3 protein-coding genes are annotated in these 3,099 nt (G+C 68.8%); 1 reads left to right on the top strand and 2 read right to left on the bottom strand.

Annotation, left to right across the window (positions count from 1 at the left end; translation table 11 throughout):
• Both AC1D2K_RS32665 and AC1D2K_RS32670 read right to left on the bottom strand, forming a co-directional pair.
• A partial coding sequence (locus tag AC1D2K_RS32665) for a polyphosphate kinase (RefSeq protein WP_478094332.1) occupies positions 1 to 894 on the bottom strand: 894 nt, incomplete at its 3' end.
• 121 nt (positions 895 to 1,015) lie between these two features.
• Complete coding sequence (locus AC1D2K_RS32670) at positions 1,016 to 1,873, bottom strand: GNAT family N-acetyltransferase (RefSeq protein WP_478094333.1); 858 nt, start codon at positions 1,871 to 1,873, stop codon at positions 1,016 to 1,018.
• A gap of 134 nt (positions 1,874 to 2,007) precedes the next feature.
• Between AC1D2K_RS32670 and AC1D2K_RS32675 the strand changes: the two genes are divergently transcribed.
• The coding region (locus AC1D2K_RS32675; RefSeq protein ID WP_478094334.1) for an FAD-dependent oxidoreductase at positions 2,008 to 3,099 on the top strand (1,092 nt) is incomplete at its 3' end.

Here is a 3,099-nt window from a genome sequence, read left to right on the forward strand (position 1 = left end):
CGCCTGCGGCGGCAGATTGAATTGCGCCAGCAGGAAGCTCGCGAGCGATTCGGCGCAACTGGAGGAAACCTCCAGCCGCACCGCCTGGCCGTAGTGGCGGTGCTCCAGACCTTGCCGCAGGGCGGTGCGCAGGTTGCGGACATCCTCCTCGTCCACCGCGAGGTCGGAATGCCGCGTCACGCGGAACTGGGAGAACTCGCCCACTTCCCGCCCCGGGAACATGCTCGACAGGTGGGCCCGCACCACGCTGGACAGCGCGATGAACAGCGTCTTGCCGCCGGAGACCTTGGCCGGCAGGCGAATCACGCGCGGCAGCACGCGCGGTACCTTCACGATGGCGATCGGGTTTTCGCGGCCGAAGGCATCCTTGCCGCCGAGCCTCACGATGAAGTTGAGCGACTTGTTGGCGACCTGCGGAAACGGATGGGCCGGATCCAGCCCGACCGGAATCAGCAGCGGGCGAACCTCGCGCTCGAAGTACTCGTGCACCCACTTGCGCTGGACCGGATTGCGCTCTCCGTGCGAGATGATGTGGACGCCCTGGCTCGCGAAGGCCGGGATCAGCCCGTCGTTGTAGAGCGCGTACTGGCGCGCCACCAGCGAATGCGCCGCCTCGGCGAGGTGCTCGAAGGATTTGACCGTGTAGTTGCCCTTCTGGTCGCCGGCCACGCCGGCCGCCAGATGGGGCGCGGCCCGGACCTCGAAAAACTCGTCGAGGTTGGATGAGACGATGCACAGGTAGCGCAGGCGCTCGATCAGCGGCACCTCGGGGCGGTAGGCCCAGTCGAGCACGCGCTCGTTGAAGGCCAGGATGGCGTGATCCCGATCGAGCAGGGTCAGGGCGGTTTCGGGTTCGACGATGGCAGGCGATTTGTCGGAAGTGGCAGGCGGCATGAATATGGATTCTGTAACAACCGCCGCGGGAGTGCTCAACGATCGCAGCATGCCAGTGTCACGGGCGCACATGACAGTTTTGTGACGATTGCGTGACGGAATTCCAACACTCCCTCGGCCCTCAGCGACCCTGGAAGTGCCTCTTGTAGCGTGCCGGCAACTCGTCGATGCGCATCAGCATCGGCAGGTCCGCGGTGTTGAAGTCCGGATCCCAGGCCGGCGGCCCGAGCACCTTGGCGCCGAGCCGCAGGTAGCCCTTGATGAGCGCCGGCGGCTCGATCTCGAGCGCGCCGTCCAGGCGCTGCACCGGCAGCGGCAGGCGCGGCTGCACGTGGTACTGGATCGGCGCCATGTGGGTGGCCGAGAGCTGACGCCAGATGCTGGCGGCCGCGTCGCCGCTGGTCACGCCGAGGTGCCACATCGGGATGCTGGCACAACCGATCATGGTGTCGAGCTTGTTGCGGCTCATGAAGCCGGCCAGCGCGCCCCAGAGCGCCAGGATGACACCGCCCTGACGATGCTCCGCATGCACGCAGCTGCGGCCGAGCTCGACCATGCGCTCGCGCAGGTCGCGCAGGCGGGTCAGGTCGAACTCGATGTCGCTGTAGGTGCTGCCGACGCGCCGGGCCTGGGCCGGCGTCAGCACCCGATAGGTGCCGATCACCTGGCCGGTGGCTTCCTCGCGCACCAGCAGGTGCTCGCAGAAGTCGTCGAAGAGGTCGACGTCATGGCCGGCGACCGGCGTCGCCAGCCGTGCGCCCATCTCGCCGGCGAACACGTCGTAGCGCAGGCGCTGGGCGGCGCGCACCTCGTCCTGGTGGCGCGCCCAGCTCACGCTGATGCCGCCGGTTTCTCGGCCACCCTCCGTGCGCGGGAGCGGCACGGGTATTGCAACGGGAGCCGGACCTGGCGCAGGCCGGAGGGAGCCGCGCAGGCCGAGCTGCGAGAACGGGAAGGTCGGGTTGGGCAGTTCTTTCATCGGGACCCTTTCTACGGACGCAGTCTGGGGACCGGCGGTGAAACAAGCATGTCGATTCGAAGGCAATTGCATGACGCCGCGCGATCCGGGCCGCTTCAGCGTTTAATGCCGGAAATTCGCTCTATGGAGTTTTGATGGCCACCGAAACCAGGATCGAGGTCGAGACTCGCCGCCACCAGATGTTTCCGGTCCTGAGCGACGCGGACATCGCACGCATCCGGCGCTTCGGGACCGTGCAGCGCCACGCGCGGGGCGACTGCCTTTTCCGGGCCGGCGAGCCTGGCCCCGGGATGTTCGTCGTGCTCGACGGCGCGGTGTCGATCACCCAGCGCGACGGCCTGGGGCATGTCGTGCCGATCGAGCGCCAGGGGCCGGGCCAGTTCCTGGCCGAGGTGGCCCAGCTCTCGGGCCGCCCCGCGCTGGTCGACGGCCATGCGGACACCGAGGTCCAGACCCTGCTGGTGCCGCCCGACCAATTGCGGGCGCTGATCATCGCCGAGGCCGATCTCGGCGAGCGGCTGGTGCGCGCGATGATCCTGCGGCGCGTGGCGCTGATCGAATCGGGCGCCAGCGGACCGGTGCTGATCGGGCCGCCGCAGTCGGCCGGCGTGCTGCGGCTTTCGAACTTCCTGGGCCGCAACGGCCATCCCTACCAGGTGGTCGACGCCACGCAAGACGCCGACGCAGTGGCGCTGCTCGAGCAATACGGCGAAGCCGAACTGCTGGTCGTCTGTCCCAACGGCACCGTGATGCCCAATCCGACCGAGCATGCGCTGGCGCGCTGCCTGGGCATGGTCGACAGCATCGCCCACGACGACCTGTTCGACGTCCTGGTGGTCGGCGCCGGCCCGGCCGGCCTCGCGACCGCGGTTTATGCGGCCTCGGAAGGCCTGCGCGTGATCGTGGTCGACTGCCGCTCCTTCGGCGGCCAGGCCGGGGCGAGCGCGCGGATCGAGAACTACCTGGGCTTTCCGACCGGCATCTCGGGCGGCGCGCTGGCCGGGCGTGCCTACGTGCAGGCGCAGAAGTTCGGCGTCGAGATGCTGATCCCGGCCCAGGTGGAATCGCTCGATTGCACCGCCGCCGAATCCCGGGGCGAAGTCTCGGTGCAGCTCGCCGACGGCCGGCGCCTGACCTCCAGGACGCTGGTGATCGCCAGCGGCGCGCGCTACCGCCGGCCCGAGGTCCCGCGGCTGGCGGAATTCGAGGGCCGGGGCATCTGGTAC

The sequence above is a fragment of the Variovorax sp. P1_H12_2 genome (assembly GCF_056405335.1).